This window comes from Pseudomonas sp. Irchel 3H3 (assembly GCF_900187635.1).
Lineage (GTDB): Bacteria > Pseudomonadota > Gammaproteobacteria > Pseudomonadales > Pseudomonadaceae > Aquipseudomonas.
This window is the reverse complement of the sequence record NZ_FYEC01000016.1, coordinates 16761-40489: the sequence shown is the minus strand read 5'-3', so window position 1 is coordinate 40489 and position 23729 is coordinate 16761. Positions and strand designations below refer to the sequence as shown.

18 protein-coding genes and 1 tRNA gene are annotated in these 23729 nt (G+C 60.1%); 15 read left to right on the top strand and 4 right to left on the bottom strand.

The window, feature by feature from the left end:
- The 6 genes from rbfA to CKW24_RS17670 all read left to right on the top strand — a co-directional run bounded on the left by rbfA (position 1) and on the right by CKW24_RS17670 (position 4663).
- Positions 1 to 402: a 30S ribosome-binding factor RbfA gene (rbfA, locus tag CKW24_RS17695; protein WP_095169461.1), complete on the top strand. Its 402-nt coding sequence runs from the start codon at positions 1 to 3 to the stop codon at positions 400 to 402.
- A gap of 3 nt (positions 403 to 405) precedes the next feature.
- Positions 406 to 1323, top strand: coding sequence for a tRNA pseudouridine(55) synthase TruB (gene truB / locus CKW24_RS17690; protein WP_095169460.1), 918 nt, complete (start codon positions 406 to 408; stop codon positions 1321 to 1323).
- Positions 1324 to 1438: 115 nt separating this feature from the next.
- On the top strand, positions 1439 to 1708 hold the full coding sequence (gene rpsO, locus CKW24_RS17685; protein WP_003177875.1) for a 30S ribosomal protein S15: 270 nt from the start codon (positions 1439 to 1441) through the stop codon (positions 1706 to 1708).
- A 194-nt stretch (positions 1709 to 1902) separates the two neighbouring features.
- Positions 1903 to 4008: a polyribonucleotide nucleotidyltransferase gene (gene pnp, locus CKW24_RS17680; RefSeq protein WP_095169459.1), complete on the top strand. Its 2106-nt coding sequence runs from the start codon at positions 1903 to 1905 to the stop codon at positions 4006 to 4008.
- 139 nt (positions 4009 to 4147) lie between these two features.
- Positions 4148 to 4223: transfer RNA gene (locus CKW24_RS17675), tRNA-Thr, on the top strand.
- A 134-nt stretch (positions 4224 to 4357) separates the two neighbouring features.
- Positions 4358 to 4663, top strand: coding sequence for a DUF6388 family protein (locus tag CKW24_RS17670; RefSeq protein ID WP_095169458.1), 306 nt, complete (start codon positions 4358 to 4360; stop codon positions 4661 to 4663).
- A gap of 83 nt (positions 4664 to 4746) precedes the next feature.
- On the opposite strand, the gene nadC is transcribed toward CKW24_RS17670, so the two are convergent.
- Positions 4747 to 5595 carry a carboxylating nicotinate-nucleotide diphosphorylase gene (nadC, locus tag CKW24_RS17665; RefSeq protein ID WP_095169457.1) on the bottom strand — a complete coding sequence of 283 codons (849 nt, stop codon included), beginning with the start codon at positions 5593 to 5595 and terminating at the stop codon, positions 4747 to 4749.
- A 180-nt stretch (positions 5596 to 5775) separates the two neighbouring features.
- Here nadC and ampD point away from each other — a divergent pair, with 180 nt between their 5' ends.
- The 4 genes from ampD (at position 5776) to CKW24_RS17645 (ending at position 9944) form a co-directional block, all read left to right on the top strand.
- Positions 5776 to 6336, top strand: coding sequence for a 1,6-anhydro-N-acetylmuramyl-L-alanine amidase AmpD (ampD, locus tag CKW24_RS17660; RefSeq protein WP_095169456.1), 561 nt, complete (start codon positions 5776 to 5778; stop codon positions 6334 to 6336).
- Complete coding sequence (ampE, locus tag CKW24_RS17655; protein WP_095169455.1) at positions 6333 to 7169, top strand: regulatory signaling modulator protein AmpE; 837 nt, start codon at positions 6333 to 6335, stop codon at positions 7167 to 7169. The genes ampD and ampE overlap by 4 nt, the downstream gene beginning before the upstream one ends.
- A gap of 180 nt (positions 7170 to 7349) precedes the next feature.
- On the top strand, positions 7350 to 9380 hold the full coding sequence (locus tag CKW24_RS17650; protein WP_095169454.1) for a methyl-accepting chemotaxis protein: 2031 nt from the start codon (positions 7350 to 7352) through the stop codon (positions 9378 to 9380).
- A gap of 177 nt (positions 9381 to 9557) precedes the next feature.
- A complete protein-coding gene (locus tag CKW24_RS17645; protein ID WP_095169453.1) occupies positions 9558 to 9944 on the top strand; it encodes a hypothetical protein in 387 nt (128 codons plus the stop codon).
- A gap of 4 nt (positions 9945 to 9948) precedes the next feature.
- Here CKW24_RS17645 and CKW24_RS17640 read toward each other — a convergent pair whose 3' ends face one another.
- The gene (locus tag CKW24_RS17640; RefSeq protein ID WP_095169452.1) at positions 9949 to 10725 is read right to left on the bottom strand and encodes a TatD family hydrolase; all 777 of its coding nucleotides are present in this window, start codon (positions 10723 to 10725) and stop codon (positions 9949 to 9951) included.
- Positions 10726 to 10728: 3 nt separating this feature from the next.
- Positions 10729 to 11724, bottom strand: a complete 996-nt coding sequence (gene cra / locus CKW24_RS17635; protein WP_095169451.1) for a catabolite repressor/activator — start codon at positions 11722 to 11724, stop codon at positions 10729 to 10731.
- 303 nt (positions 11725 to 12027) lie between these two features.
- Between cra and ptsP the strand changes: the two genes are divergently transcribed.
- From ptsP to CKW24_RS17610, 5 genes are all read left to right on the top strand, one after another.
- Complete coding sequence (gene ptsP, locus CKW24_RS17630; protein WP_095169450.1) at positions 12028 to 14889, top strand: phosphoenolpyruvate--protein phosphotransferase; 2862 nt, start codon at positions 12028 to 12030, stop codon at positions 14887 to 14889.
- Positions 14889 to 15830 (top strand): 1-phosphofructokinase, encoded by a 942-nt coding sequence (gene pfkB / locus CKW24_RS17625; protein ID WP_095169449.1) that lies wholly within the window; start codon positions 14889 to 14891, stop codon positions 15828 to 15830. Before ptsP ends, pfkB begins: the two co-directional genes overlap by 1 nt.
- Before the next feature lie 11 nt (positions 15831 to 15841).
- Positions 15842 to 17581, top strand: coding sequence for a PTS fructose-like transporter subunit IIB (locus CKW24_RS17620; protein WP_095169448.1), 1740 nt, complete (start codon positions 15842 to 15844; stop codon positions 17579 to 17581).
- A 276-nt stretch (positions 17582 to 17857) separates the two neighbouring features.
- Positions 17858 to 20107, top strand: coding sequence for an alpha-xenorhabdolysin family binary toxin subunit A (locus tag CKW24_RS17615; RefSeq protein ID WP_095169447.1), 2250 nt, complete (start codon positions 17858 to 17860; stop codon positions 20105 to 20107).
- Between the two features lie 43 nt (positions 20108 to 20150).
- Entirely contained in the window at positions 20151 to 21098 is a 948-nt protein-coding gene (locus tag CKW24_RS17610) for a hypothetical protein (RefSeq protein ID WP_218274102.1), read from the top strand.
- Between the two features lie 44 nt (positions 21099 to 21142).
- Here the strand turns inward: CKW24_RS17610 and CKW24_RS17605 are convergent, their stop codons facing one another.
- Complete coding sequence (locus tag CKW24_RS17605; protein WP_095169445.1) at positions 21143 to 23674, bottom strand: sulfite reductase flavoprotein subunit alpha; 2532 nt, start codon at positions 23672 to 23674, stop codon at positions 21143 to 21145.
- Positions 23675 to 23729: the final 55 nt, after the last annotated feature.

The window sequence follows — 23729 nt, the reverse complement described above, 5'->3', positions numbered from 1 at the left end:
ATGGCAAAAGAATACAGCCGTACCCAACGTATCGGCGATCAGATGCAGCGTGAGCTGGCACAACTGATCCGTCGTGAAGTCAAAGACCCGCGTGTTGGTCTGGTCACCATTACCGCTGTTGAAGTCAGCCGTGACGTCGGTCACGCCAAGATCTTCATCACCGTGATGGGCCAGGACAGTGCCGAGGACATCGCACAAAGCATCAAGGTGCTGAACTCTGCTGCAGGCTTCCTGCGCATGCAGCTGGCTCGCGAGATGAAGCTGCGCAGCGTTCCCCAGCTGCACTTCCACTATGACGAAAGTGTCGTACGTGGTGCTCATCTGTCGGCATTGATCGAGCGCGCCGTGGCTGAAGACAATCAGCACCCGGTCGCGGCAGAAACCGAAGACACCAAGGAGTAATCGGTGGCTCAGGTCAAACGTATCCGTCGTAACGTCAGCGGCATCATCCTGCTCGACAAGCCGTTGGGGTTCACCTCCAACGCTGCCTTGCAGAAGGTGCGCTGGTTGCTCAATGCCGAAAAGGCTGGCCACACTGGCAGTCTCGACCCGTTGGCCACCGGCGTGTTGCCGCTGTGCTTCGGTGAGGCGACCAAGTTCTCGCAATACCTGCTTGATTCCGACAAGGGTTATGAAACCCTGGCGCAATTGGGCAAGACCACCACCACGGCGGATGCCGAGGGTGACGTTTTGCAGGAACGCCCGGTGACCGTTGGTCGCACCGATATCGAAGCTGTATTGCCCAGTTTTCGCGGGAAAATCAGTCAGATACCGCCGATGTACTCGGCACTCAAACGCGATGGCCAGCCGTTGTACAAGCTGGCACGAGCAGGCGAAGTGGTGGAGCGCGAACCGCGATCTGTTACTATTGCGCGCTTGGAATTGCTGGCCTTTGAAGGTGACACTGCGCGCTTTGCCGTAGATTGCAGCAAAGGCACCTATATCCGTACCCTGGTGGAGGATATTGGTGAACAGCTCGGCTGTGGCGCTTACGTGGCAGAACTGCGACGTACCCAAGCCGGTCCATTCAGCCTGGCCCAGACGGTCACGCTGGAAGAGTTGGAAGCGGTACATGCCGAAGGCGGCAACGAAGCGGTTGACCGTTTCCTGATGCCATCGGACAGCGGCTTGCTGGATTGGCCGCTGCTGCAGTTCTCGGAGCACAGCTCGTTCTACTGGCTCAACGGCCAGCCGGTTCGCGCCCCGGATGCACCGAAGTTCGGCATGGTACGGGTACAGGATCACAACGGTCGCTTCATCGGTATCGGTGAAGTGAGCGAAGACGGGCGCATCGCGCCACGTCGACTGATTCGGTCAGAATGACCGGACGAGGGTGGCTGTTAACAGGCACGGTCACTACTCATTTTTAGATACAGGGATTTGTCCCTGGCCTGTTGAAACTGCCCTTTGGGTGGTTTCCTGATAAAAGGATTGCCTCATGGCTCTCGACGTTCAAGAAAAAGCACAAATCGTAGCTGACTACCAGCAAGCTGTTGGTGACACTGGTTCGCCAGAAGTGCAAGTTGCACTGCTGACCCACAACATCAACAAGCTGCAAGGTCACTTCAAGGCCAACGGTAAAGATCACCACTCCCGTCGTGGTCTGATCCGCATGGTAAACCAGCGTCGTAAGCTGCTGGACTACCTGAAAGGCAAGGATCTGGGTCGTTATCAGACTCTGATCGGTCGCCTGGGTCTGCGTCGCTAATAAGCGATTGCGCTAGAGGTTGGTTGTCTGTCGTACGTCAGTGGGATTCCCGCTGGCGCATGGCAGGCTCCCAGCCTCAAGTTTTATCTGGATACACGTTTTACCCTGGACAGGCGTTGGGCCGATTCCCGACATTGCCCAAGAATTTCGCAAGAAGACAAGTTCCCCAAGAGCCACAAAGAAGGTAGGACACCGTGAACCCGGTAATCAAAAAATTCCAGTTCGGTCAGTCGACCGTTACCCTCGAGACTGGCCGTATCGCCCGTCAGGCCTCCGGCGCAGTATTGGTCACCGTTGACGACGACGTCAGCGTGTTGGTGACTGTCGTTGGTGCCAAGCAAGCCGATCCAGGCAAAGGCTTCTTCCCTCTGTCCGTTCACTACCAGGAAAAGACTTACGCTGCCGGTAAGATCCCGGGCGGTTTCTTCAAGCGTGAAGGCCGTCCTTCCGAGAAAGAAACCCTGACTTCCCGACTGATCGACCGTCCGATCCGTCCGCTGTTCCCAGAAGGCTTCATGAACGAAGTGCAGGTTGTCTGCACCGTCGTTTCCACCAGCAAGAAGACCGATCCGGACATCGCTGCGATGATCGGTACCTCGGCTGCCCTGGCCATCTCCGGTATTCCTTTTGATGGCCCGATCGGCGCTGCCCGCGTTGCGTTCCACGAAAGCACCGGCTACCTGCTGAACCCGACTTACGAACAACAGAAAGCTTCGAGCCTGGACATGGTCGTTGCCGGTACTTCGGAAGCCGTGTTGATGGTTGAATCGGAAGCCAAAGAGCTGACCGAAGACCAGATGCTGGGCGCGGTACTGTTTGCTCACGACGAGTTCCAGGTGGTGATCAACGCTGTTAAAGAATTGGCTGCCGAAGCTGCCAAGCCAACCTGGACCTGGGCTCCACAGCCTGAAGCCACTGCACTGCTGGGCGCTATCCGTGCCGAGTTCGGCGACGCTATCTCCCAGGCTTACGCCATCACCGTCAAGGCCGACCGTTACGCTCGCCTGGGCGAGTTGAAGGATCAGGTCGTTGCCAAGCTGTCCGGTGAAGAAGGCCAGCCTTCTTCCAGCGAAGTGAAAGCGGCTTTCGGCGAAATCGAATACCGCACCGTTCGCGAAAACATCGTCAACGGCAAGCCACGTATCGATGGTCGCGACACCAAGACCGTACGCCCGCTGAACATCGAAGTCGGCGTTCTGCCCAAGACTCACGGTTCGGCTCTGTTCACCCGTGGCGAAACCCAGGCCCTGGTAGTCGCGACTCTGGGCACTGCCCGTGACGCACAACTGCTGGACACCCTGGAAGGCGAGAAAAAAGACCCGTTCATGCTGCACTACAACTTCCCTCCGTTCTCGGTAGGTGAGTGTGGTCGCATGGGTGGCGCTGGTCGTCGCGAAATCGGTCACGGCCGTCTGGCTCGTCGTTCGATCGCCGCCATGCTGCCTGCTGCCGATGTGTTCCCGTACACCATCCGCGTGGTATCGGAAATCACCGAATCCAACGGTTCGAGCTCCATGGCTTCCGTTTGCGGCGCTTCCCTGGCCCTGATGGACGCTGGTGTGCCGATGAAGGCACCGGTTGCCGGTATCGCCATGGGTCTGGTTAAAGAAGGCGAGAAGTTCGCCGTCCTGACCGACATCCTGGGTGACGAAGACCACCTCGGCGACATGGACTTCAAGGTAGCCGGTACCGCCAAAGGTGTTACCGCGCTGCAGATGGACATCAAGATCAAGGGCATCACCGAAGAAATCATGGAAATCGCTCTGGGCCAAGCCCTGGAAGCGCGCCTGAACATTCTCGGTCAGATGAACCAGATCATTGGTCAGTCCCGCACTGAGCTGTCGGAAAATGCTCCGACCATGATCGCGATGAAAATCGACACCGACAAAATCCGTGATGTCATCGGTAAAGGCGGCGCGACCATCCGTGCGATCTGTGAAGAAACCAAGGCTTCGATCGACATCGAAGACGACGGTTCGATCAAGATCTTCGGCGAAACCAAGGAAGCTGCTGAAGCTGCTCGTCAGCGCGTCCTGGGCATCACCGCAGAAGCCGAGATCGGCAAGATCTACGTCGGTAAGGTTGAGCGCATCGTCGACTTCGGCGCATTCGTCAACATCCTGCCGGGCAAGGACGGTCTGGTTCACATCTCGATGCTGAGCGACGCTCGCGTAGAGAAAGTGACCGACATCCTCAAAGAAGGCCAGGAAGTGGAAGTACTGGTACTGGACGTGGACAACCGCGGCCGTATCAAGCTGTCCATCAAAGACGTAGCAGCAGCCAAGGCTTCGGGCGTTTAATCACGCCCTGCGCCTGACCGCTTCAACGTTCCGAGAAATGCCCCGCAGTGAAAGCTGCGGGGCATTTTTTTGCCTGCAAGAAATTGACACCACTGGGGAAGTTGCCTGACCCCAAAGTCAGTGCTAGGTTTAGCCCACCGCCCGTGTAGCTCAGTCGGTAGAGCAGCGCACTCGTAACGCGAAGGTCGCAGGTTCGATTCCTGTCTCGGGCACCAGGCAGTACCTGTTTTCCAATGATCCCGAATGGTTCTGAAGGCCAGATACACCAGGCAACACGCGGTTTATTTGCGTCAGAGAGATCCTTGATGATCCAGATCCATCTTCCATTCCCCAGATCAAAGAGAACGCCATGACCGTTAACGCATTGACCCAAGAAGCCAGGCACGAACAAGCGCTGCAGTCCTATCTGCAGGAGTCGCCCCAGTTGGCTGAAGAGATCAAGGACTTGAGTGCCGACGATCAGAAAGACCAGATCCAGTGGGCCTTCGAAGACGAGGCAGAATCCCAGGGCTTGCAGCCGTGGGAATTGACGCTCAAGTACACCTCAACCCCTGAAGAGTTCGAGGCTGCACGCCTGGTGCTGCACAAGGAGGCTGCCGAAGTGCTGGGTGTCGAGTGGCAGGAGTACTGCGAGATGAACAATCTGGTGGTTTGAAGGCAGATTCAAGCTTCAAGCAGCAAGCTACAAGTCAAAGCAGATCCGCTTGCCGCTTGTTGCTTGCCGCTTGTAAATGCTCCTCAGAGGCTCAAGCGCATCGACAGGTCGATCGCCTTCACATCCTTGGTCAGCGCACCAATCGAAATGTAGTCAACGCCGGTCGCGGCGATGGGCAGCAGCGTACTTTCGTTGATCCCACCGCTGGCCTCCAGTTTCGCCTTGCCGCCGTTCAGGCGTACCGCTTCGCGCATATCATCCAGGCTCAACTCATCGAGCATGATGATGTCGGCACCGGCCGCCAGCGCTTCCTTGAGCTCCGCCAGGCTTTCCACTTCCACCTCCACCGGTTTGCCCGGGGCGATCTTGTGTGCGGCGGCAATGGCCTGGGCGATGCCACCACTGGCAGCGATATGGTTTTCCTTGATCAGGAAGGCGTCGTACAGGCCGATACGGTGGTTATGGCAACCACCACAGGTCACCGCATACTTTTGCGCCAGGCGTAGCCCAGGCAGCGTCTTGCGGGTGTCCAGCAGCTTGACCTGGGTCTGGGCGACAAAGTCGGCCAGGTACTGGGCGCGGGTGGCGACCCCCGACAGCAACTGCAGGAAGTTCAGCGCACTGCGTTCACCGGTCAGTAGCGAACGGGCCGGGCCTTCGAGATGAAACAACGGTTGATTGGGGTTCACCCGCTCACCGTCGCGCACCTGCCAGTGCACCGCGACGCGCGGATCCAGTTGCCGAAACACGGCATCGACCCATGCGGTGCCACTGATGACGGCCGCGTCACGGGTAATGATGGTGGCTTTGGCCAGGCGCTCGGCCGGGATCAGTTGTGCAGTGATGTCGCCGCTACCGATGTCTTCCAGCAGCGCACGGCGCACATTGGCTTCGATTTCGGCAGTCAGGTCGGCGAGGCGTAGATTCGGCATAACGGGCTCCACAAACAAAGTGTCACGATTATAGGGCCATGCCGGGAGTGAACCCAAGATCACAAATGCCTGGCCGGGGCATTACGCCGCAGACAGCGCCTCAATCGCGGCAAGTGATCGCACCCGTGGGGTGATCGCGGCATACTGGAGCCTGTCAAAGCCGTTGTTGAAGGAACCTGTATGCAGCTGGACCCCGCGAGTGGTTGGTTTGAAGGTGTGCGTCATTGCCCGTCACCCAACTTCAATGCGCGCCCCTCGGGCGAAATTTCCCTGCTGGTGATCCACAACATCAGCCTGCCGCCGGCGCAGTTCGCCACGGGCAAGGTGCAGGAGTTTTTCCAGAACCGCCTGGATGTCACCGAACATCCCTATTTTGCAGGGATCGCTCACCTGCGCGTGTCTGCGCATTTCCTGATCGAACGTGACGGCAGCGTCACCCAGTTTGTCTCTTGTCTTGAGCGGGCCTGGCACGCGGGTGTGTCGCTGTTCGAGGGGCGCGAAGGTTGTAATGATTTTTCCCTGGGCATCGAGCTGGAGGGCACCGATGATCTGCCGTTCACCGACACCCAGTACCAGGCGCTGACAGCCTTGACCCTGCAGTTGCAGGGCGCGTTTGCGGCGATCTCCACTGAACGTATCCAGGGTCACAGCGATATCGCGCCTGGACGCAAGACTGACCCGGGGCCGGCGTTCGACTGGACGCGATACCGCGCCGCCCTGGCACAAGGGGAAGGACAATGAGTTTTGTGGTGTTACTGCTGGCCGTATGGATCGAGAAGTTTTCGGCACTGCGCCACCGGGTACAACGCGACAGCGGTTGGCTGCGCGAGTTGGCCAAGCTTGAAAGCCATCCCCGGCTGAGCCGCCAACCCTGGCTGGTGCTGGCCCTGCTGGTGTTGTTGCCGGTGGCCTTGCTCGGCTTGCTGTTGCTGGTGCTGGAGCCGGTCGCCTATGGCCTGTTGGCCTTGCCGGTGCATTTGCTGGTGGTGATCTACAGCCTGGGCCGGGGCGACATTCTGGGTGAGCTTGGGCCGTTTCGCGATGCCTGGCGCCGCGAAGACCTGCAAGCAGCCGCCCATGTCGCCCAGCGTGACCTGGGGATTTGTGCCGACAGCGGTGAGCAGTTGCTGCAACTGGTGCAAGCCCGCTTGTTGTGGCAGGCCTACCAGAGCTTTTTTGCGGTGATTTTCTGGTATTTCCTGCTCGGTCCGGTCGCGGCCTTGAGTTATCGCTTGCTGGCCCTGGCGGCCGAGCACAGCAAGCAGCCGGCACTGGCCGAGCGTGCGGCGCAGTTGCGCCATGCCTTCGACTGGTTGCCGGTGCGCCTGCTGGCAGCGAGTTTTGCCCTGGTGGGCAACTTTGTCGCGGTCAGCCGGGTGATGCTGCATGAATTGCTCAACTGGAACATCAGCGCCGCGCAGTTGATCGAGAAAACCGGCAAGGTCGCGGGTGAAATCCCGGCACCCGTAGCGGGCCCCGAGGGCATCAACAGCCTGGACCAATTGTGGGAATTGCTGCTGCGCGCAGCCGTGGTCTGGTACGCCGGGTTCGCCCTCTGGACCGTCCTGCTCTAATTCGATCCCGCAGGCTGCGTCCGATCGCGAAGCGGTCGCCAACCCAGTCTGCGGCTCGTTAACCTTAAGTTACAAAAACTCCTGCCGATTTAAGCTATACAGAAGCAGCGCGCCGTAGTGGCTATCTGCTTTCTTTGCGTGCCTGCCGATAAAAATAAGAAATGAAAAGGGGGACTTCTTGTGAAGAGTTTGCTCTATCCCGCCGTGGCACTGATGAATCGCCTGAGCTTCGGCATGAAGTTCAGCCTGATCAGTGTGCTGTTCCTGCTGCCGATGCTGGTGACCAACTTCTACCTGGTGCGCGACTCCTATCGCGAATTCCAGGGCACCCGCATTGAATTGCAGAGTCTCGACCTGCTGGGCAGTGGCCTGGCTCTGCGGCGCGACCTGGAGACCCTGAACAACCTGGTGCAGATCAACTCGACCCTGGGGCAGTCCGGCAAGGCTGGCGATATCGAAACGAAAATCAGCGCCCTGGAGCAACAGGTCCTGGCCCGCCTGCAGGGCCTGAGCGCCATGAGCGACAACCCGGAGCACGTCAGCGTGTTCGAGGCCAAGCGCGATGAAATGCTTGCCGCGTTCAAGGCCCAGCAGACGGAAAAGTCCCTGCAGAGCAAAAGCGCGATGATCGCCAAGCTGCTGGGCAACGCGCAGATCTTTGGTCAGATCATCAGCAGCCAGGCGGGCTTGAGCCGCGACAACCAGAGCGATATCCGCCAACTGAGTGAACTGCTGACCACCGTCACCCCACGCATTACCCAGATCCTCGGCGACGGTCGGGCCATGGGCGCATTTTCCCTGGGGCAGGGGTTCCTCAATTCGGCATCCTCCACCCGCTTCGATGAGCTGCTGGCGCAGATGGAAAAGCTCCAGGCCGAGTACGCCCTCAAGCTGCAGGATGCGCTGGGCGCCAGCAATGCCGCGCGTGAGGTGCTGGAGCCGGCAGCTACTGCCAGCCAGGCCACGCTCAAGCAAGCCAGCGAGCTGTTCGAAGAGCAAGTGGTGATGGCCGATACCCTCGATGCGCCCTGGCAGGGATTCTACGACCAGGTCAGCGCCCTGATGCAACAGACCTATCAACTCAACGACGCGACCCTGAGCTTTCTCGGCGTGCAGTTGCAGCAACGCCTGGAGCAGAACCGCACGCACATGATCCTGCAGGCCGTGGCCCTGTCGGTGGTGTTCGTGCTGATTTTCTACCTCTACGGCGGTTTCTACGTTTCCACGCGCACCACCCTCAAGCGCCTCGGGGCGGTGATGGACAAAGTCGCCGCAGGCGACATGACGGTCACCTTCACCGCGCACAGCCGCGACGAGTTGGGGGAGCTGGGCAAGGTGTTCAACGCCACCGTGGCAAAAATTCACGACCTGATCCAGCTGGTGGGGCAAACCGTCAACGAAGTCGAGCGTCAGGCCGGCCAAGTGGAGACGGTCTCGGCCCGCAGCAATCAGGCAGTGGCCGGGCAGCGCTCGCAGATCGAGCAGGTGGCCACGGCGATGAACCAGATGTCAGCCACCGCCCAGGAAGTCGCCCGCAGTGCCGCGACAGCGGTGAACAGCGCGCAAAGTGTCAACGACGAAACCATCAGTGGCCGTGGGCTAGTGGAGTCCCAGCAGGGCAGCATTGCGCAGTTGGCCCATGAAATCGACGCATCGGTGCTGGTGATCAACCAGTTGGCCAGTGACAGCCAGTCCATCAGTCGGGTGCTGGAAGTGATCAAGAGCATCGCCGAGCAGACCAACCTGCTGGCCCTCAATGCGGCCATCGAGGCCGCTCGTGCCGGGGAGCAGGGGCGTGGGTTCGCGGTGGTGGCCGATGAGGTGCGCACCCTGGCCAAGCGTACCCAGCAATCGACCGAAGAAATCGAGCAGATGATCGCCAGGCTGCACAGTGGCGTGGGCGCGGCGGTCAAGGCCATGGGGATCAGTCACCAGATGGCCAGTGGCACGGTGGGGCAGTCGGACAAGGTGCAGAAGGCCCTGGCCAACATCCTTGGGGCGGTGGGTATGATTGTCGATCAGAACCAGCAGATTGCCGCGGCGGTCGAGCAGCAGACGGCGGTGGCCCACGATATCGACCGCAACATCGTCGAGATCAACCGCGCCGGCGAGCGCACCGCCGAAGGAGCGCACCAGACCGAGGACGCCAGCCGTGCGTTGTCGGCCCAGGTGGTGCAGTTGAAACATCTGATCAGTGCCTTTCGCGTGTGATGCTCAGCGTCAGGTCGACTGGGGCGGCCTGACTTCGAATGCTCTGTAGTACAAGTTCCTTCCGCCTGTGGCTTCGGTCCGAAACCAATGCGCGCCTGCGGTTTTAGTCTTCAATAAGCAGTGGCTCGCGCGCTTACTGGCACCCGCGAATGTGCCACTGCCTCGAGGATCAAACTCATGACGGCCACCTCCCAGGGAATCACCGGGCAATGTGTTCATTGCCAGGTCACCCTGATGCTCAAGCCTTGGCAACTGAATGCCATGGCGATCAACGAGACGTTTACCTGTCATCACTGCCAGAAAAGCCTGCAGCTCAGCGGTCCTGCCGAGCTCAAGCGCCTCAAGGCCCTGGATTCACTGACCATGCTGCGCGCGAGTCTGCGGGTGATGATCGCCAGCGCCTTGCTGGTGGCCCTGGTGATGGAATGGCTGGGGCTGTTGACGGGAATCGAGCAACTGAATGTGTCGCTACTGGCGCTGTTCATCTACTTCGTGGCGATGCGTTATGCGCGGCAACGGCAACACTTGAAGTTGGTGCTGCAGGCCGCCAGGGCACACGCTTAGCCGGTTACCAGTTGAAAAGTTGGCAGACATTGGCGGTGCTGGCCGCGGCCAGTTGTTCGGGGCTGATGGCCATGATTGCGGCCAGCGCCGCGCAAATCGCAGGCAAGTGAGTCGGGCTATTGCGTTGGCCGGGGTACATGGCGGGCGCCATGTCCGGCGAATCGGTTTCCAGTACCACCGAATCCAGCGGCAACCCGGCGATCACCTTGTGCATGCGCAGGGCTTGTGGCCAGGTGGCGGCCCCGCCCAGGCCGAGCTTGAAGCCGAGCTTCAGGTATTCGCGGGCCTCTTCCCGGCTGCCGGCAAAGGCATGGATGATCCCGCCGCGGGGCAACTTGAAGCGCTTCAAGGTGGCGATGACCGCGGCGTGACTACGGCGCACGTGCAGTAGCGCCGGTAGCGCAAAATCCTTGGCCAGTTGCAGTTGTGCTTCAAACAGCACTTGCTGGCGCTGGCGATCCAGGCTTGGCAGAAAAAAATCCAGGCCAATCTCGCCCACTGCGCACAGTTGCCGATGACCGGCGAGGCGGGTCAGCCAGTCCGCCAGTTCGTTGAGGTCGGTGGGACGATGCTGATCGAGATAGACCGGGTGCAGGCCGAATGCGGCGTGCAGGTCCGGGTCACTTTGCACCAGGTCCCAGACGCGCTGCCAATTAGCCTGGTACACCCCCAGCACCACCATGCGCCTGACCCCCAGCGCACGGCTTTGCGTGAGCAGCGCCTGGCGGTCGGCGTCGAAGTCGGCAAAGTCCAGATGGGTGTGGCTGTCGATCAGCTCCACGGCTCAGTCCTGATGAATACGCTGCTTGAAAGTCCGCGCGATGGCCTGGACGCCGGGTTGGTAGTGGGCTTCCTCGATGGCCGCGAGGGCCAGTTGCAGGGCCTTTTCGGCAATCAGTTGATGCTGCTGCGCCATGGCGTTGACCGGCAGGGGCAGGAAGTCCAGCAACTGGGTGTCACCAAAGGTGCCCAGGCGCAGCGGGCGGCTTTTCAGCGGGAAGTCATGCAGGGCATCAAACACGCCTTGCAGCAGGACGTAGGAGGTGGTCACCAGTGCATCCGGCAAATGCCCGAGGCGTTGCAGCAACTCCTCCATCAACTGCCGGCCGCCATCACGGCTGAACGACTCGCTGTGCTCGATCAGCACCTGGCCCTGGAAGTCGACCAGCGCCTGTTTGAATCCGGCGGCACGCTCCTGGCTGATGCTCAGTTCGGGCCGTGCGCCGATCAGTACGATCTGCCGGGGCGCCGGTGTCAGCAGACTGCGGGTGAGCTGCAGACTGGCTTCGCGATCATCGCTGATCACCGAACAGAAATGCTCTGGCTCCATCACCCGGTCGATGGCAATGATCGGCAAACCCTTGGCCTGCAACTGGCGATAGCTGTCGTCGCTGGCCGGCAGGCAACTGGCGACAAACAACGCATCACAGCGGCGTGCGCGAAACAGCTGGAGCAACTGGCGCTCGCTGTCCGGGGCGTCGTCGGAGCTGGCAATCAGCAACTGGTAGCCACGGGCCCGCGCGCCTTGCTCCAGGAGCTTGGCGATGCGTGCATAACTGGGGTTTTCCAGGTCCGGCAGAATGAAACCCAGGGTGCGGGTATGCCGACTGCGCAACCCGGCCGCTTGCGGATTGGGGGTGAAGCCGTGCTGTTCGACCACCGCGCGCACGCGCTCGACGGTGGCACTGCTGATGCGCTGCTGTTCGGCCTTGCCATTGATGACGTAGCTGGCGGTGGTCACGGACACACCGGCGAGCTGGGCGATATCACTGAGTTTCAACTCGGGAGTTCCTTGTTTTTTCGAGCGTGCCCCGACATTTTCGCCAATCCTACCTGAATAAGGCAGCCGACCAATGTCGCACGCAACCGACCGGTTGGACTTCAAGCCTGAGAGATTATCGAGTAACGTGCCATCTAATCTAGATTAAACGTTTCAGCAGGCGTATTTTCTGCACTATTGACTCTTTTGTCCGGTCTGCCGCGTAACTGCCAAACAATGCCCTGAAAAAGTGCACGGATAAAAGCCTAAGCTGATTCATTCAAAACAATACCTGGTGCCCCAAGGCACCAAAAAGGAGAACCGATGCTCGAGCTCACCATAGAGCAGATATCCATGGCCCAGAGCGCTGTGGATAAAGCCGCTGCATTGCACCTGCTGGCCGACAAACTGGTCGCCGATGGCCTGGTGGCCGAGGGTTACCTCAGCGGGTTGCAGGCGCGAGAAGCCCAGGGCTCGACCTTTCTCGGTCAAGGTATTGCCATCCCCCACGGCACCCCGGATACCCGCGAGCTGGTGCACACCACCGGCGTGCGCCTGTTGCAGTTCCCTGAAGGCGTGGACTGGGGCGATGGGCAGATCGTGTACCTGGCGATCGGTATTGCGGCCAAGTCCGATGAGCACCTGCGCCTGCTGCAATTGCTCACCCGCGCCCTCGGCGAAACCGACCTGGGCCAGGCCCTGCGCCGCGCCAGTAGCGCCGAAGCGTTGCTCAAACTGCTGCAGGGGGCACCGCAGGAACTGGCGCTGGATGCGCAGATGATCGGCCTGGGCGTGTCCGCTGACGACTTTGAAGAACTGGTATGGCGCGGCGCGCGCTTGTTGCGCCAGGCCGACTGCGTGAGCAACGGCTTCTCGGCAGTCTTGCAACAGGTCGAGGCGTTGCCGCTGGGCGATGGGTTGTGGTGGTTGCACAGCGAGCAAACGGTCAAGCGTCCGGGCCTGGCGTTTGTCACCCCGGACAAGCCGATTCGTTACTTGGGCCAACCGCTGAGCGGGCTGTTTTGCCTGGCCAGCCTCGGCGAGGCCCACCAGGCCTTGCTGGAACGCTTGTGCGCGTTGCTGATTGAAGGTCGTGGCCACGAGTTGGGCCGCGCTACCAGCCGGCGCGCGGTGCTGGAAGTGCTGGGCGGCGAGCTGCCGGCCGATTGGCCGAGCGCCCGGATCGCCCTGGCCAACGCCCACGGCCTGCATGCCCGCCCGGCGAAGATCCTGGCGCAGTTGGCGAAGAGTTTTGAGGGTGAGATTCGCGTGCGCATCGTCGATGGCCAGGACAGTGCCGTCTCGGTGAAAAGCCTGAGCAAGTTGCTGAGCCTGGGTGCCCGTCGTGGCCAGGTGCTGGAGCTGATCGCCGAGCCGAGCATTGCCAGCGACGCGCTACCGGCCTTGTTGGCGGCGATCGAAGAGGGCCTGGGTGAAGAGGTTGAACCCTTGCCCGCCATCAGCGCACAGCCGCAAGTCATCGCCGATATCACCGAGGTGCTGGTCGCACCGGCTTCCGGCAGCCTGATCCAGGCGATCTCCGCCGCCCCCGGAATCGCCATCGGTCCTGCCCATATCCAGGTCCAGCAAACCATCGAATACCCGTTGCGCGGCGAGTCCACGGCGACAGAGCGCGAGCGTCTGCACGCCGCCCTGGCCGAGGTGCGCCGCGACATCGAAGGCCTGATCCAGCGCAGCAAGGCCAAGGCCATTCGCGAGATTTTCATTACCCACCAGGAAATGCTCGACGACCCGGAGCTGACGGACGAAGTCGATACGCGTCTGAAGCAGGGCGAAAGCGCCGAAGCGGCCTGGATGGCCGTGATCGAGGCTGCGGCCCGGCAGCAGGAGTCGTTGCAGGATGCCTTGCTCGCCGAGCGGGCCGCGGACTTGCGCGACATCGGGCGCCGGGTGCTGGCGCAACTGTGTGGCATCCCGACCCCAAGCGAGCCAGAGCAACCCTACATCCTGGTAATGGATGAAGTCGGTCCCTCGGATGTGGCCCGCCTGGACCCGGCCCGCGTGGCCGGCATTCTCACCGCCCGTGGTGGCGCCACCGCCCACAGCGCCATTGTCGCCCGTGCACTGGGAATCCCGGCGCTGGTCGGTGCCGGCGCGGCGGTGTTGCTGCTGGCCCCGGGCACACCGTTGCTGCTCGATGGCCAGCGTGGGCGATTGCATGTCGACGCCGATGCCGCAACCTTGCAGCGCGCCAGCCAGGAGCGCGATACCCGCGAGCAACGCCTCAAGGCTGCCGCCGAACAACGCCATCAACCGGCACTGACCCGCGACGGGCATGCCGTGGAAGTGTTCGCCAACATTGGCGAAAGCGCCGGAGTGGCCAGCGCGGTGGAGCAGGGCGCCGAAGGTATCGGCTTGCTGCGCACCGAACTGATTTTCATGGCCCACCCGCAAGCCCCTGATGAAGCCACCCAGGAAGCAGAATACCGGCGGGTGCTCGATGGTTTGGGCGCACGTCCGCTGGTGGTGCGCACCCTCGATGTCGGCGGTGACAAGCCGCTGCCTTACTGGCCGATCGCCAAGGAAGAAAACCCCTTCCTCGGCGTGCGCGGCATTCGCCTGACTCTGCAGCGTCCGCAAATCATGGAGGGGCAGTTGCGCGCCTTGTTGCGCGCCGCCGACAACCGCCCGCTGCGGATCATGTTCCCCATGGTCGGCAGCGTCGACGAGTGGCGGCAGGCGCGGGACATGACCGAGCGCCTGCGCCTGGAAATCCCGGTGGCCGACCTGCAACTGGGGATCATGATCGAGGTGCCGTCGGCTGCGTTGCTGGCGCCGGTCCTGGCCCGCGAAGTCGACTTCTTCAGCATCGGCACCAACGACCTGACCCAATACACCCTGGCCATCGACCGCGGTCACCCGACCTTGTCGGCCCAGGCTGATGGCCTGCACCCGGCGGTCCTGCAACTGATCGACATCACCGTGCGTGCCGCCCATGCCCATGGCAAATGGGTGGGGGTGTGCGGCGAGCTGGCGGCGGATCCGCTGGCGGTGCCGGTGCTGGTCGGCCTGGGGGTGGACGAATTGAGCGTCGGCGCGCGCAGCATCGCCGAGGTCAAGGCGCGGGTGCGTGAACTGAGCCTGGCGCAGGTACAACAATTGGCCCAACAGGCATTGGCCGTGGGCAGCGCACAGCAAGTGCGTGAATTAGTGGAGACGCTGTAATGGCCCGCATCTTAACCCTGACCCTCAATCCGGCCCTGGACCTCACGGTGCAGTTGCCGCTGCTGGCGCCCGGCCAGGTCAATCGCAGCACCGCCATGCACACCCACGCTGCCGGTAAAGGCGTGAACGTGGCGCAGGTGCTGGCCGACCTGGGGCACCAAGTGACCGTCAGCGGCTTTCTCGGCGAGGACAACCTGCAGGCGTTCGAGGCGTTGTTCGCCCGTCGTGGTTTTGTCGATGCCTTTGTCCGCGTTCCAGGGGAAACCCGCAGCAATATCAAGGTGGCCGAAGACGACGGACGCATCACCGACCTCAATGGTCCAGGCCCGGTGATCAGTGCGGTGGCGCAGCAAGCGTTGCTTGATCGGCTGGAGCAGATTGCCCCCGGGCATGCTGCGGTGGTGGTTGCCGGCAGCCTGCCTCGTGGCGTCAGCGCCCAGTGGTTGCAGGCACTGTTGCGCCGGCTCAAGGCCAAGGGCTTGAAAGTCGCCCTGGACACCAGCGGCGAAGCGCTGCGCGCAGGGCTGGCAGCCGGACCATGGTTGATCAAGCCCAACAGCGAAGAGCTGGCTGAGGTGCTCGATTGCGCGGTGGTGTCGCTGGCGGCCCAGGCCGAGGCGGCGAGCCGCTTGCACGCGCAAGGTATCGAGCACGTGGTGATTTCCCACGGCGCCGATGGGGTCAACTGGTTCAGTGTCGGCTCGGCGCTGCATGCCACGCCGCCCAGGGTCAGCGTGGCCAGCACGGTGGGCGCCGGCGACTCCTTGCTGGCGGGCATGTTGCACGGCCTGCTCAGTGCCGACACCCCGGAGCAGACGCTGCGCACCGCCACCGCGATTGCCGCGCAGGCAGTAACCCAGATCGGTTTTGGCATCCACGACACGGCGCAGTTGGCGCAGCTTGAACAGGCGGTGCGTGTTCGCCCCCTGACAGAACAATAAGAGGGTTGGTCATGAAGTTAGCCATTGTTACTGCCTGCCCCAATGGCATGGTCACCAGTGTGCTGTGCGCCCGGCTGCTGGACGCTGCGGCGCAGCGCCAGGGCTGGAGCACCAGTGTCGAAGTGCACGATGGGGCGCACCCGGAGCGTCAGCTGTCGGCTGCCGTCATCGATGATGCCGAATGGGTGTTGCTGGTCAGCACCGGTGCGGTAGACCTGTCGCGGTTCGTCGGCAAGCGCCTGTTCCAGAGCACGCCGTCCCAGGCCCTGCAGGATGTCGATGGGGTGCTGCGCCGGGGCGCGGAGGAAGCGCAGGTCTACAGCGCGCCGCTGGCCATGGCCGAGCCGGTCAGCGCCAGTCACTCAGCGCCGCGCCTGGTAGCGGTCACGGCGTGCCCGACGGGCGTGGCCCACACGTTCATGGCGGCCGAGGCCTTGCAGCAAGCGGCCAAGCGCCTGGGCTACGAATTACAAGTGGAAACCCAGGGCTCGGTGGGAGCGCGCAATCCGTTGAGCGCCCAGGCGATCAGTGAGGCCGACGTGGTGCTGCTGGCGGCAGATATTGAAGTGCCAACCGAGCGTTTTGCCGGTAAGAAAATCTACCGTTGTGGCACCAGCATCGCCCTCAAGCAAGCCGAGGCGACCCTGAACAAGGCGCTGGCCGAAGGCAAGCTGGAAAGTGCAGCGGCCGTGGCGGGTAGCCCGGTCAAGACGCAGAAGACTGGCGTCTACAAACACCTGCTGACTGGCGTCTCGTTCATGCTGCCGATGGTGGTGGCGGGTGGCCTGATGATCGCCTTGTCCTTCGTGTTCGGCATCGAGGCGTTCAAGGAGCAGGGCAGCCTGGCGGCGGCCTTGATGCAGATCGGCGGCGAAACCGCGTTCAAGTTGATGGTGCCGTTGCTGGCGGGTTACATCGCCTATTCGATTGCCGACCGTCCGGGCCTGGCGCCGGGGATGATCGGCGGCTTACTGGCGAGCACTCTGGGCGCCGGTTTCATCGGCGGGATCATTGCCGGCTTTATCGCCGGGTACGCCGCGCAGGCGATCAATCGTTATGCTCGTTTGCCGCAAAGCCTGGAAGCGCTGAAACCGATCCTGATCATTCCACTGCTGGCGAGCCTGTTCACCGGGTTGGTGATGATCTACGTGGTGGGCAAGCCGGTGGCCGGGATGCTCACCGGACTCACCCACTTCCTCGATAGCATGGGTACCACCAATGCGATCCTGCTGGGGGTACTACTGGGTGGGATGATGTGTGTTGACCTCGGTGGGCCGATCAACAAAGCGGCCTATGCGTTCTCGGTGGGGCTGTTGGCCTCGCAGAGTTATGCACCGATGGCCGCCACCATGGCCGCCGGCATGGTGCCGCCAATCGGCTTGGGTATCGCCACCTTCATCGCCCGGCGCAAGTTCGCCCAGGCTGAGCGCGAGGCGGGTAAAGCGGCTTTGGTGCTGGGGCTGTGTTTCATTTCCGAAGGGGCGATCCCGTTCGCCGCCAAGGACCCGCTGCGGGTGATCCCGGCGAGCATCGCCGGGGGCGCCCTGACCGGTGCGCTGTCGATGTACTTCGGCTGCAAACTGATGGCGCCCCACGGCGGGCTGTTCGTGATGCTGATCCCCAACGCGATCAACCATGCCCTGTTGTACTTGCTGGCAATTGTCGCGGGTAGCCTGTTGACGGCAGTGGTGTATGCGCTGCTCAAGCGTCCAGAGGCGACCGAACTGGTGCTGGAGCCGGCCAGCGTATAAGGACAAGCAGTAGGCTCGACTCGACCTGAGCTAGCCAGGTTGTTGCCCAGCCTACTGTATTCCACTTATGTCGGTTTAAGTTGGTGTGAATATTAAGATCTTGTTTGTGCTGGCGCTTCTGGAATATGTGCATACAAAGCGCTTTTTTTCTGGCTTGCGTAGTGTCGTGTTGGCTGTCTAATCTTTTGAATATGGTGTCTGCTAAGTGGAGTCGTTACTTCACTTGATGGACATAATTAAGCCAGTGATTGGTTTTTCATATCAAAAGGAGTTGTTATGGACGTGCAGTTGTGGGAAGCCTCGTTAAAAAATAAAACCACGGAAGAAATTGCCAGTTTTGCCGCGGCGGTTCCAAAGGGCATGGTGTCCTTGTCGAGCGGCTCGTCGAGTGAGATTATTCGCCCGGCAGGATTGTTGCTCACCAAAAAACAGATCATTGATCTTAGAAAGTATGAAGCAGCTGGGTTGGCACTCCCGCAAACCAGTGGCGATGTTGACCGTTATTTGAGTTTCGGCGATCTGCACGACGGAGGGGACGGATTTCGGGCAGCGGATTTTTTAGCAACATTCAATAAAGTATTCAACCATGCCATCAGATGGCAACCATTGCGTGCACGCATCATGCTGACCGGTACTCACTTGAGACTGTTTGGTTTGAACATGGCCGTTTACAGTCAGTCGGTAGAGGAAATCTACAGTGATGTGCGGGCCGTCAACAGGTTGGAAACCCAAAATATTTCGACCTATGAGCAATTGCGGGAGTGGGAGCTCAAGGCAGGGAACGAGTTCCCTGGGTTGCTACTGGATAACGAGATCGTATCTGATTTAGGTGATGTGCTGGACTCGATTGCCCACCAAATCCTGGAGTATCTGGACGATGTCGTCAGCATAAAAAATGATCTGGATAATTTTGCAGTAGAACTACGTGAAGAAGTAACGCCTCGCATAAAATTGTTAACAGCCTTCATCTCAAATAATACCTACGCTTCTGATATTGAAGAGCTGAACAAGGGGATTGATCGGCGTGCGAGCCGTATCGATGAGTTGAACGCTCAATACAAGGCGTTGGTCAGTCAATCGTTGACGGCAGCCTCGAGCTTTTCTCTCATTGGGTTGGGTGTTGCGATTTATTACGGTGTTGAAGCTGAAAATACCCGTGCCGAGCGCAATAACCTGGGCGAAGAGCAGGATGACGCAATCAAGCAGCTTTCCGGCATGAATAAAACTCTGGGTTCACTTCAACGGGTCAGATCAGATATGCAGAATCTGACTGTCGTTGCGGTCGAGGCCGACGTGGCGACAAAAAATCTGATTCATGTCTGGAACGTGATTCATAACTATACGAGTCAGTCCGCCAAGGAGATCTCGAAAATGGAGGACGCTGTCAAACTGAGGCAGTTCATGACTCAGTTCAGATTGGTGGCGGCACCGTGGGCCGAAATTCATCAGAACGCTGATGCACTGGTGGCACTGTTCAAGGAGGCCGACGAAGAGTTTAAGGCTGGATATGGTATTCAAGGAGCGAAGAGCATGAAAACGCTGGTGCAAACTCAAACCTATCCAGAGTTGAAGATTGATGTCCTGCGTAATTGCAGTGGGCAGTTGCGCGATGAGGCTGTCAAAGCCAGGATGTATTTCTTCAAGAGCAACTATTTACCCACAGTGAATGAAGTGTTTAAGGGCGTGCAGGGCGAGGTCAGCGGCAGCTTACGTGATCTGGCAGAGTCAGCCTTGACGACAAAACTTGATCTTAAATCCCGAATCGCCCAGTTGACCGCGCTCAATCAAGAATTGGCCGATGGATCCGATGAGGTTGAAGATATCCACAGCGAGCAGGTTGAGTTATTGGCGCAAGCGCATGAAGCGGCCTCTCGCATGTCAATCAAAGTGATTGAGCGCAGGGCCGCGATCAGCGTGCCATTTGATCAAGGTATGACCGCAGGCTTCATGGCCGCGCTCCAGACGGATTTAGTTGATCATGCAGCTGTACTTGTGCGTCTGAACGGCAAGTTGGTTGAGCCTGAAAAGAAGTTGAAAACTATTTCAGATGCGGTGGATGAGCTCAATAAAATTGGGCTTTCAGAGGCCTTTAAGTCTGTGGAGCTCACTCTGGATAAAGTAAAGGAGTTAGGGGCAACTCCGCCTCAGGTGCAATTGGTGATGGCCGCGGTCGAGAAGCTGAAACAGGATTTGGAAGGAGTGGTCAAAAGTATTTCGTTTGTATCGATGATTAAGGAAAGTCACACGCTGCGGGTGACTGTCGAGGAGATTTATCAAGAAATAGCCGTTGAAAGTCGAAGGGGGCGAAATATCAACGATAAAATGGAGTTGATCAAAGCCTTTCATGCGATGGATGATCAGCGAAAACTGTATGTCGAGGAGTATGCGGTTGCGGCTGCCGCAGTCAGCCGATTCCTGATGAGCCTGGAGGACTATAAGGCCAGTGGCCTACAGGATCAGGTTGCTGGATTCATGCAAGAGGCGAGCACCTTTGTCAGGTTTCTCGATCCGGTAACCTATCTGTAACTGCAGTTAACTAAACACCCCGAAAAGTCGCGTGCAAGGGTTAATGGCACGCGATTTTTTCTTGCGTTCATTTACTGGGGTATCAGCCATGGATGTGCTTTTATTGGGTGCCGAAGATTACATCGTTGTTCGAAAGTACTATAAGTTTTTATTGCAGGTAGGGTGTGGGGATGTCGTAACCCATCGACCGGAGTTCGCGCCGGTGTTGGCGCTGTACGCCAACGATCTCAGTGAGGCAGCGAAAACGAATCTCGATCGGTGTCGTTATTTGATGCGTCAGGCGGGTGCTTTAAGTGAAGACATTCTAGGGTGTGTCAACAGGGGCGAAGTATTTCACGGGGCCTGTCGTCGAGCCTTGCTTCACGCTCCGAAGGACCGGCGCTTACTGTTGAACTCGATGTTGTGCGATTCGTTCGATTTTACCGACACTGACAAAAGCATTTGCCGTAAGTACCAAGTTGTCGGTGTCACAGATCAGTTGTCGAGAGAGTATGCCAATGCGCTGTCATTTGTGGAGGAATTCTCAGCTGAAGTGAGTTCGCTTCGGCAGGATATCCACAAGCTGTTTGCCCCGATCTTGAAGACGAGAGCGTCTGAACTTTCTCTTCCTTCCACGCAAGCGCCACAGAGCATATGTGAAACCTGGTTCCTCTGTGGGGAGCGGGCGACTTTCCTTGCCGAGTTGTGGGAAAGCGTCATTGAGGATGACTTGAATAGGAAAGCCGAGCTGGACCGGTTGGCACGAATCTATGCTTCTACGTCCTCGGCGTTGTTAAACCTTGGGGACTTCCTGTATCGGATTCAGTATTTTTTTCGCACGATGATAAAGCGACTCTCTACGATCACAGCCGTGTCGAGGTTCTCTACGCTGTTGCTGGCGTGTGAATTGCTCGCCGAGGTGCTTGTTGGTCTTCGAGTAAGGGCTGAGCGCCTTGGAGAGTGGTCGGAGTTCGAGAGGAATCACACCGCTTTTGGTGCGGATGAAGAATGAATTTTTAGGGCGCCGGACGCGCCTTTGGCTGCGTCCGGCCAAGGTCAGTAAACGTCGCGGCGATAACGCCCTTGCTCGATCAACTGCAACACCACCTCGGCGCCCAACACCTCGTTGAGCACCTGGTCCACCCCTGAAGCCATCCCTTGCAGACTGCCGCAGATGTAGATCACGGCGCCATCGGCCAGCCATTGCTTGAGCACGCTGGCGTGTTCGCGCAGGCGATCCTGAACGTAGATTTTCTCGGCCTGGTCCCGTGAGAAGGCCAGGTCCAGGCGTTCCAGGTCGCCCTCGATCAAGCAACTTTCCAGCTCGTCGCGGCATAGGTAGTCATGCGCGCGATTACGTTCGCCAAACAGCAACCAGTTACGGGTCTGGCCGTCGGCGATGCGGGCCTTGAGCAGGCTGCGCAGGCCGGCCAGGCCAGTGCCGTTGCCGAGCAGGATCATTGGTGCCGGGGCGGCCGGCAGATGGAAGCCGCTGTTGCGCCGCACCCGCAGGCTGATCGCCGAACCGACGGTCGCGTGTTCGGTCAGCCAGCCAGAGCCGATGCCCAGGCTGCCGTCGGGGCGACGCTCCTGGCGCACGATCAACTCGAGCACGCCGTCGGCGGCAATCGAGGCAATCGAGTACTCACGCATCGCTAGGGGTACCAAGGCGTCCACCAGGGCCTGGGCATGCAAGCCGACCAAGTGTGTGCGATTGTCCGGTAACTGGCGGCTGGCCAAGGCCTGCTCGAGGGTCTCGAGCAAACCATCGAGCTGTACCGCCGTCTCGCCCGGGATACCCAGCCCCTCAAGGAAGTGCTCGACCGCCCACGGGCAGTTGCGTGGCAGCACTTCCACCAGGTCGCCGGCCAGCCAACTGCTGGTGTCGGGGGCGGTCAGGCCAAGCAAATACACTTCGCCACCGCTGCTGTCCGGGTTCAACAGCTCACGTTTGCTCAAGGTCCAATGGTTGTAGCTTGGGGCTTGCCAGGTGGTGACCGGGGCGTGGCCGGTCAGTTGGCCGAGTTGCTGCTGCCAATGACTCAAGGCGTAGGGGTCGGCACTGTCGACTTCCACCGGGGCAAACAGGGTGGTGCCGCCGTGCTCGGCCAGCCAGCCATGCAAGCGTCGGGCGAAGCCACAGAAGTGCTGGTATTGCCGGTCGCCCAGCCCCAGCACCGCATAGTTGAGGCTGGACAGGCTCGCCGCCCGGCCCAGCACCTTGCGCTCGAAACCACGGGCACTGTCCGGTGCTTCCCCGTCGCCAAAGGTACTGACTACAAACAGCGCGTTGCTTGAGTCGCGCAGGTCCTGTTCGCTCAGGTCGGCCAACGGCTGGACCTTGACCGGCAAGCCGGCGGCCTGCAGTTGGCTGGCGGTCTGCCAGGCCAGTTGCTCGGCAAAACCGCTCTGGCTGGCAAACCCGATCAGCCAGGCCGGGGCATCGCCGGTGGCTGGCGCGAGGTCTTTGCGAGCTTGCTGGACCTGGCGTTTCTTGCGTCGTCGATCGAGGTACAGCAACCAGCCGGTGATGAAAAACAGCGGCATCAGCAGGGATGTGACCATCAGCACGATGCGCCCGGCGAGCCCGAAGTAACTGCCAACGTGCAGCGCGTAGATGCTGGTCAGCAATTGCGCATTGAGGCTCTTGTCGCTGTAGCGGTCATGGCGCTTGATGATCCCGGTGGCCGGGTCGAGGCTGATCTGGTTCAGCGCGCGGTCATGGGGCGAGGTCTTCAACAGGTAGTAGACCGTGGCCTGCTGGCCGGCCACTGGCGGCAGGCGCACGTTGTATGCGCTCAGGTCCGGGCCTGCAACGCTGTAGATACTGCTCCAGACGGCGTTGTAGTCGACCACCAGCGCCGGACCGGTCGGGGGCGGCCCACCGCGCGGCTGGCGTACACGCTCCATTTGCGGTCCGTCGGAGAGTAGTTTGGTCACGCCCTTGCTATACCACTCGTAGGACCAGGTCAGCCCGGTCAGCGCGGCCAGCAGGTACGCCAGCAGGCACCAGGTGCCGGCCACCGAGTGCAGGTCCCAGTTGAAGGCCCGGCCTTTTTTACGCCAGTCCAGGGTCAGCCAGACGCGCCAGCTGCGCCACTGGCGTGGCCAGCGCAAGTACAGCCCGGAAAGGCAGAAAAACACCAGGATCAGGGTACAGGCACCGGTGATTTGTCGACCGAGATCACCCATGGCGAGAAAGCGGTGCAGTTGCAGCATCAGGCCAAAAAAGTCCTGGCCAACCACCTCGCCCATGAGCTCGCCGGTGTAGGGATTGACGTAGCGCATCTGCCCGCGTCGTTCGCCCGGCGGTGGGGTGAAGAACAGGCGCGCGGCATAACCGTTGTCGATGTCGACCCAGAGCATCGAGACTTTTTTGCCCTCGCTGGCTTCGACCCTGGCCACCAGGTCGGCGGGTGGCAACACCCCGGCAGGAAGTTTTTCCACCTGCAGCACCTGGGGGTTGAGTGCGCGCAGGATCTCGTCCTGAAACGACACGGTGGCCCCGGTAAAGCCCATCAGCGCCAGGACCAGCCCCGCGCTGATACCGAAGAACCAGTGCAGCTGGAACAGGGTTTTCTTCAACACGTCGACCGCCTTGTTCGTTCAAATGTATTTCACGGCGCGCATTATGCCGTGTGTT

What these genes read in the sequence shown, in the direction of transcription:
- rbfA (WP_095169461.1), top strand. Translation starts at nt 1, where the DNA reads ATGGCAAAAGAATACAGCCGTACCCAACGTATCGGCGATCAGATGCAG.
- rpsO (WP_003177875.1), top strand. Translation starts at nt 1,439, where the DNA reads ATGGCTCTCGACGTTCAAGAAAAAGCACAAATCGTAGCTGACTACCAG.
- CKW24_RS17670 (WP_095169458.1), top strand. Translation starts at nt 4,358, where the DNA reads ATGACCGTTAACGCATTGACCCAAGAAGCCAGGCACGAACAAGCGCTG.
- nadC (WP_095169457.1), bottom strand. Translation starts at nt 5,595, where the DNA reads ATGCCGAATCTACGCCTCGCCGACCTGACTGCCGAAATCGAAGCCAAT.
- ampD (WP_095169456.1), top strand. Translation starts at nt 5,776, where the DNA reads ATGCAGCTGGACCCCGCGAGTGGTTGGTTTGAAGGTGTGCGTCATTGC.
- ampE (WP_095169455.1), top strand. Translation starts at nt 6,333, where the DNA reads ATGAGTTTTGTGGTGTTACTGCTGGCCGTATGGATCGAGAAGTTTTCG.
- CKW24_RS17645 (WP_095169453.1), top strand. Translation starts at nt 9,558, where the DNA reads ATGACGGCCACCTCCCAGGGAATCACCGGGCAATGTGTTCATTGCCAG.
- ptsP (WP_095169450.1), top strand. Translation starts at nt 12,028, where the DNA reads ATGCTCGAGCTCACCATAGAGCAGATATCCATGGCCCAGAGCGCTGTG.
- pfkB (WP_095169449.1), top strand. Translation starts at nt 14,889, where the DNA reads ATGGCCCGCATCTTAACCCTGACCCTCAATCCGGCCCTGGACCTCACG.
- CKW24_RS17620 (WP_095169448.1), top strand. Translation starts at nt 15,842, where the DNA reads ATGAAGTTAGCCATTGTTACTGCCTGCCCCAATGGCATGGTCACCAGT.
- CKW24_RS17615 (WP_095169447.1), top strand. Translation starts at nt 17,858, where the DNA reads ATGGACGTGCAGTTGTGGGAAGCCTCGTTAAAAAATAAAACCACGGAA.
- CKW24_RS17610 (WP_218274102.1), top strand. Translation starts at nt 20,151, where the DNA reads ATGGCACGCGATTTTTTCTTGCGTTCATTTACTGGGGTATCAGCCATG.